We start from the raw sequence: 6,411 nt of genomic DNA on the forward strand, positions 1-6,411 counted from the left end.
TCCTCACTTGTAGACTATTATCCTTTAGTATAACATGCATCTACATCGAAATATTTTGTTTTTCTCGTATTTTGTCAGCGATTTCGTTAATTTTTCGCAAGCGGTGGTTAATGCCCGATTTGCTCACTACTCCGCTTGGCACCATCTCACCCAATTCTTTCAAATTGATGTCAGGATGAGCCACTCGAAGCTCCGCGACCTCTCGCAGACGTTTTGGCAAATTCTCCAATCCCATCTCTTGATCGATGAGCTGAATATTTTCCATTTGTCTGGTGGCTGCATTCACCGTTTTGTTTATGTTGGCGATTTCACAATTGTGTAAACGGTTTACTGAGTTCCGCATGTCCTTTACGATTCGAACGTCCTCGAAATACAGAAGCGCCTGATGAGCTCCAATCAAGCTCAAAAACTCTGTAATCTTTTCGCCTTCTTTAATATAGAGAACATACCCTTTTTTCCGCTCGATGCACTTGGCATTTAGTTTATACCGATTGGCGATCTTGGTCAATGCTTCGCAAAAATCCTGATAGGAAGTAAAAATCTCCAGATGATAGCTGGATGCCTCTGGATGATTCACAGATCCCCCCGCCAAAAAAGCTCCCCGCAAATAAGCAGCGCGGCAACAGGACTTCTTCACGATCTCAGGGGCGATTCCTGGGATAAACGACAGGCTTTGATCCATGATGCCCAAGTCTTGCAAAACCTCATTGGCCTTATTCGGAATACGCACAATGTAAACGTTGTTCTTTTTCAAACGCATTTTTTTGCGAACCAGCAGTTCAGCGTGTATCTGAAACAGCCTCTTGATTAACGTGTAAATACGTCGGGCAATCGCCGCGTTCTCTGTCGTCACATCCAGCACCAGTCGTCCGGCTCCAAACTGCAGACTTCCATTCATCCGAATCAAGGCTGAGAGCTCTGCCTTGCTGCAGCAATCGGCACCCTCCGTCATGGTAAGTTCTTTTTTGGTATGCGCGGCGAATGACATCGACTTCACTACTCCTTCTCTATCTTCAGCACCTTCCGTCTTCGTCTGACCAGTGACACAATCTGCTTGCTGACAGCATGTGCATCATGACGTAGGTAACCGTCCTCAAATGTGACTAACGGCCTCGCCACAACATGCAGACCGAGTTGGCGCAGTTGCTTTAAATCACATCGGACAGGAGCTGCTCCTTTTTCCGCGTATTTGTCCAATACATGGGTAGGCAGCTCGGCTGAATTGACAATGATCGTATCCAGAAATGGTCTATCTACATGTTCATACATGACATTCACGTGCCGGGATGCAGAAAAACCGTCTGTCTCCCCCGGTTGTGTCATGACGTTACAAATATAGATTTTCGGGGCTTGTGCGCGTGTAATCGCTTCAAATAACCCGCGTACTAATAAATTGGGCAGGATACTCGTGTACAAGCTGCCAGGCCCAATCAAAATGGCATCCGCGTCGGCAATAGCCAACAGGGCTTCGCTCAGAGGAACAGCATCCTCCGGGTCAAGAAACACCCGCTTGATTTCTTTGCCAGTCAACGGTATTTGGGATTCTCCGATTACGAGAGATCCATCTGTCATTTCCGCTTTCAACTGAATCGATTGCGTGGAAGCTGGCAATACATCTCCACGCACTGCCAAAACCCCGCTTAATGTTTTGACTGCGGTGACAAAGTCTCCAGTGATTTCGTTCATCGCTGCAAGTAATAGATTTCCCAAATTATGCCCTGCTAATCCCGTGCCTGTGGAAAAACGATATTGCATGACTTTTTCCATCAATGGCTCTGTATCGGCCAGAGCAGTCAAGACGTTTCGAATGTCGCCAGGTGGAAGCATATCCATTTCTTCTCGCAAACGTCCAGAGCTTCCCCCATCGTCTGCTACCGTAACAATCGCTGTGATATGCACCGGCTCGTGCTTTAAACCGCGTAGAAGGACGGACAGACCCGTTCCTCCGCCAATAACGACTACCCGTAATGGCCTTGACTGTAGCCTCCCGACTCCCTTAGTAGGCATATGTCACCTCATTATTTCTAATACACATACCACAGGTGGCTATTTATGCGCGTTTCAGTCTTTCCTGCCATCTTATGCTCATTTGTTCTTCTCCATGTCTCGATGACTGACACGGACAGAAAAATCTTTGCCAAAGGTTTCTCCCAAATGTTCTGCAATGGCGACCGAGCGATGTTTGCCACCGGTGCATCCAATTCCTATCACAAGTTGACTTTTTCCTTCTCGCTGGTAATGCGGCAGGGTGTACCCCAAAAAGTCTGTAAGTTTTTCTAAGAATTCTTTTGTGTCCTTGTGCTGCATCACATACTCTGCCACCTCTGGATCACATCCTGTTTTCGGACGCAAATCCTCCACATAATGCGGGTTAGGCAAAAAACGGACATCGAACATCAAGTCAGCGTCTATTGGTGAGCCGTATTTGAAACCAAACGACAATACATTAATCGTAAGTGGTGATCCTTGTTGACCATATTGGTTGATGATTTTTTCTCGAAGCTGAACTGGCTTCAATTGACTCGTATCAATAATCTGATGCGCCCAGCCCTTCATTTCCTCCAGCAAACGGCGCTCAGCGTGAATTCCTTCCAAAGGCGAACCGTTCGGGGAAAGCGGATGTCTGCGACGTGTTTCCTTATAGCGAGAAACCAATGTCTGATCGTTCGCATCCAGATAAAGGATGTGGTACGATAATCCATTCATTTGATTGAGGCTCTCCATAGTTACGGCTAGATTTTCAAAAAACTCACGCCCTCGCAAGTCAATCACCAATGCGACTCGCTCAATACTCCCACCAGACTGTTTGACCAACTCAGCAAATTTGGGAATCAGTACAGGGGGTAGGTTGTCTACACAAAAAAAGCCCAGGTCCTCCAAGCTTTGTACAGCAACTGTCTTTCCCGCACCTGACATTCCGGTAATAATCAGGAGATTCATGGCCTTGTCGTTTCCCAATTCCGTCACGCAACTCGCCTCCTACGATTCTGACAATAGCATACCATATTGTCGACCTTATTCGCACCTTTTTGAACGGCTTCCCCAGTTTTTCCAATGACGTCTTCTACAAGCGTACATGCTTTTTTAGAAAAAAAGATGCGTGACTGAATGCCAGCCACGCAACAATTGTTTATATAGATAAGGGGGTCAATTCATTGTCTATAGATTACTCTTGAATTATTTCACCCATGTTACAAGCAGGTTAAGAGATTGTGACATTTTGTTCCTTTAGCTTTTCATTCAGCTCTTCCACATAGTGTTGAGCAGATTGAGCAGCGATAGAACCGTCTCCAGTAGCTGTCACGACCTGGCGCAGCATTTTTTCGCGTACATCTCCTGCTGCAAAAACACCTTTTACTTTGGTGTTCATTTTTTCGTCTGTCAGTACGTAGCCTGCGTCGTTGGTGATGCCCAGTGGACGGACGCTTGCAGTCAATGGGTCCATACCTACGTAAATGAATACACCATCTGCTGGGTATTCTCTTTGTTCACCTGTTTTGGTGTTTTCCAAGAGAACCGCTTGTACTTTGCCTTCACCACGGATCTCTTTTAGTTCTGTATCCCAGATCACTTCGATTTTTTCGTTATCGAAAGCGCGTTTTTGCAGGATTTTCTGTGCACGGAACTGATCACGACGGTGAACGATCGTCACTTTGGAAGCGAAGCGAGTAAGGAACACAGCCTCTTCTACCGCGGAGTCTCCTCCACCAACAACCACCAGCTCTTTATTGCGGAAAAATGCACCGTCGCATACCGCGCAGTAAGAAACGCCACGGCCGGACAATTCTTTTTCGCCTTGTACTCCGAGCAAACGATGCTCTGCACCAGTTGCCACAATAACAGATTTGGTCAAGTATTCCTTGTCACCCGTGATAACGCGCTTGTACGGCTCTTCATCGCGGATTTCCTTGATCTCGCCATAAGCATACTCCGCACCGAATTGCTGTGCATGCTCAAACATTTTTGTAGAGAGATCAGGGCCAAGAATGGAAGTGAAGCCTGGGTAGTTCTCGATATCTTCCGTGTTCGCCATTTGACCGCCCGGGATCCCTCTCTCCAGCATCAATGTGCTCATGTTCGCACGGGATGTATATACAGCAGCCGTCATTCCAGCAGGGCCAGCTCCGGCGATAATAACATCATAAATTTTTTGATCGCTCATGCTTGTTGCCTCCTCGTCTCACACAGTTCTGTTTCCTTATTTAAATTAATTATAATGTAATAATCTATTTAAAATCAAGTGTCGACAAAACTTTGACGCACTTTGCCAAGGTAGCGGCAGAAATGCCGTATTTTTGAGCTAGAAGGGCTTGTGACTGTTTTTCGTTCGTTATCGTTCCGTATACATATTCTAATGCTGCGATCCACGCTACTTCTTTTCGCACTTGTACACGACTTTGGGCATATTCATGATGCTTGCGCCATGCATCAAGGCACCATTCTCCAGCCTCTTGCTTGCCCTGCGAGAGCAAATAACGGCTTATGCCTTCTTCTATACTGCTCATTCCCTCTTCCGTCTTCGGTGAACCATTCGCTTCATCAGGAGTTCCTTCCGGCATGTCTGCACCCATATCAGCCAGAGCCAGCAAAGCCAGCTTTTGCAGTTGTTGGTTATCCGTCTGGTAGTAAAATTGACGGACCGCAGTTTCCGCTTCATCGTCTCCGATCAGAGACAAGGTTTGTAGCACGGCGAATTTCACTTCATCGCGTCCATGCTGCAACGCCCAGAGAAGGGAAGCACGGATCATCGGGTCTGTTTTAAAATCTTCCACTCCCGTGAATGAAGCCTTTTCCCAAGAAACATCACGCTGGGTCGTATTGTATTGGTAGGGGATCGGTTTTATAGTCTCCCCTTCTTGTTCGTTTTTTACCATTTGAATGTATTGATCTGCGATTCCTGCTTCTGGATCTAACTGCTTGGCTTTTTGCCACCAGCGCAGTGCCTGATCCTTTTTCCCGCTCAAATAAGCGGAGATCGCAGCGTAGTGGTACGTGCATGCTTCATGTGGCCGTCCATTTCGCAGCATGCGCTGGTAATGGAAATACGCTTCGTCATGCTGGCCAAGCACTCCCATTGTTGTTGCGAGCTTATACGTATTTTCCGGATGGAACGGAACGACCTTTTTCAGCATATCAATCAAGCTCAACAGCTCTACCGTTTGATTGTGATGGGAGAGCAAAACCGCCAAATTGCAAAGTGCATGCAGGTTTCCTTCTTCCTTATCCAGCGTCTGTTCGATTGTCTCCATCGCCTTCTGGAATTCCCCAGCATAATAGTAGGCGAGAGACAAATTGTTCCACGCTGGCAAAAAGTCAGGATCAGCCTCGATGATTTCTTTTAAGGTATCCAATGCCTCCAGGAAACGTCCCTCTTCCAGACTGCGACGAGCTCGTTCATGCTTGCTGTATACGTCCTCTTTTTCACTTGGGAGGAAGTGGCGCGGTGGCATGTCCAGCTCAAAGTAAATATAGTCGAGGAGCTCTTCGGCATCTTCCCGATACGGTCCGGTGCTATCTTCTTGTAAATAGCGAACAGCCATTTCTTCTGCCATATGGTAATCTTCTAAGTTGGCATAGTTGTTCGCCATGTAAAAATACACTTCTGTCATCGATGGGTCCCATTTTTCTATCACTTCATAGAGGACTTCATTCGACGCTTCAAACTGTCCGGTCTCAGCTAAAGCACTAGCCAAATGGCAGTGGCATTCTGCATTCGTCGGCTCCATTTCAACTGCTCGGCGAAATGAACGCAATGCTTTATCATAGTCGTACCGATTCAAACAACGCATGCCTCGGTCAACAAAAAAAGCAGCATCTTGCTTAAAGTCAACGACGGTCGTTTTCTTCAAAATACTTTTGTTATGTTTCATAAAACCTCCAACATCGTAGGAGCTTACACTCCAAGTATCGTACCAGAAGCATCGGCACCCTACAAGCTGACTCGTCTTTTAAAGTGTTCAGCGGATAAAGCAAGAAACACCACTGGCCCATAGCAAGTGGTGTTTACGAACAAAAATGGAGCGGACGAAGGGTCTCGAACCCTCGACCTTCGCCTTGGCAAGGCGACGCTCTACCAATTGAGCTACGTCCGCATATCTTATCAACTATTTATATTTGTCCGATTGAAAAAACTGGTGAGCCATGAAGGACTCGAACCTTCGACCCTCTGATTAAAAGTCAGATGCTCTACCAACTGAGCTAATGGCTCGTACATGGTGGCTCGGGACGGAATCGAACCGCCGACACGAGGATTTTCAGTCCTCTGCTCTACCGACTGAGCTACCGAGCCATATACTTTGTTCGCCACTCTTGAATAAGAATGGCGGAGCTGACGGGACTCGAACCCGCGACCTCCGGTGTGACAGACCGGCGTGAACTCCAACTTCACCACAGCTCCATATAGAAGGTTTG

The 6,411-nt window shown here is 46.9% G+C and carries 5 protein-coding genes and 4 tRNA genes; all 9 read right to left on the reverse strand.

Features of this window, described 5'->3' with window-relative positions:
• Nucleotides 1-40: 40 nt before the first annotated feature.
• Nucleotides 41-988, reverse strand: coding sequence for a DNA-binding protein WhiA (gene whiA / locus HP568_RS28715; protein ID WP_048034965.1), 948 nt, complete (start codon nt 986-988; stop codon nt 41-43).
• An 8-nt stretch (nt 989-996) separates the two neighbouring features.
• Nucleotides 997-2,007 carry a gluconeogenesis factor YvcK family protein gene (locus HP568_RS28720; RefSeq protein WP_048034966.1) on the reverse strand — a complete coding sequence of 337 codons (1,011 nt, stop codon included), beginning with the start codon at nt 2,005-2,007 and terminating at the stop codon, nt 997-999.
• Between the two features lie 78 nt (nt 2,008-2,085).
• Nucleotides 2,086-2,967, reverse strand: coding sequence for an RNase adapter RapZ (gene rapZ / locus HP568_RS28725; RefSeq protein ID WP_048034967.1), 882 nt, complete (start codon nt 2,965-2,967; stop codon nt 2,086-2,088).
• Between the two features lie 235 nt (nt 2,968-3,202).
• Nucleotides 3,203-4,162 carry a thioredoxin-disulfide reductase gene (gene trxB / locus HP568_RS28730; protein WP_048034968.1) on the reverse strand — a complete coding sequence of 320 codons (960 nt, stop codon included), beginning with the start codon at nt 4,160-4,162 and terminating at the stop codon, nt 3,203-3,205.
• Between the two features lie 64 nt (nt 4,163-4,226).
• Entirely contained in the window at nt 4,227-5,870 is a 1,644-nt protein-coding gene (locus HP568_RS28735) for a tetratricopeptide repeat protein (protein ID WP_048034969.1), read from the reverse strand.
• Nucleotides 5,871-6,016: 146 nt separating this feature from the next.
• Nucleotides 6,017-6,092, reverse strand: a tRNA-Gly gene (locus tag HP568_RS28740).
• A 40-nt stretch (nt 6,093-6,132) separates the two neighbouring features.
• A tRNA-Lys gene (locus tag HP568_RS28745) sits at nt 6,133-6,208 on the reverse strand.
• A 5-nt stretch (nt 6,209-6,213) separates the two neighbouring features.
• A tRNA-Phe gene (locus HP568_RS28750) sits at nt 6,214-6,289 on the reverse strand.
• A 31-nt stretch (nt 6,290-6,320) separates the two neighbouring features.
• Nucleotides 6,321-6,397: transfer RNA gene (locus HP568_RS28755), tRNA-Asp, on the reverse strand.
• Nucleotides 6,398-6,411: the final 14 nt, after the last annotated feature.

This window comes from Brevibacillus sp. MS2.2 (assembly GCF_013284345.1).
Classification (GTDB): domain Bacteria; phylum Bacillota; class Bacilli; order Brevibacillales; family Brevibacillaceae; genus Brevibacillus; species Brevibacillus brevis_C.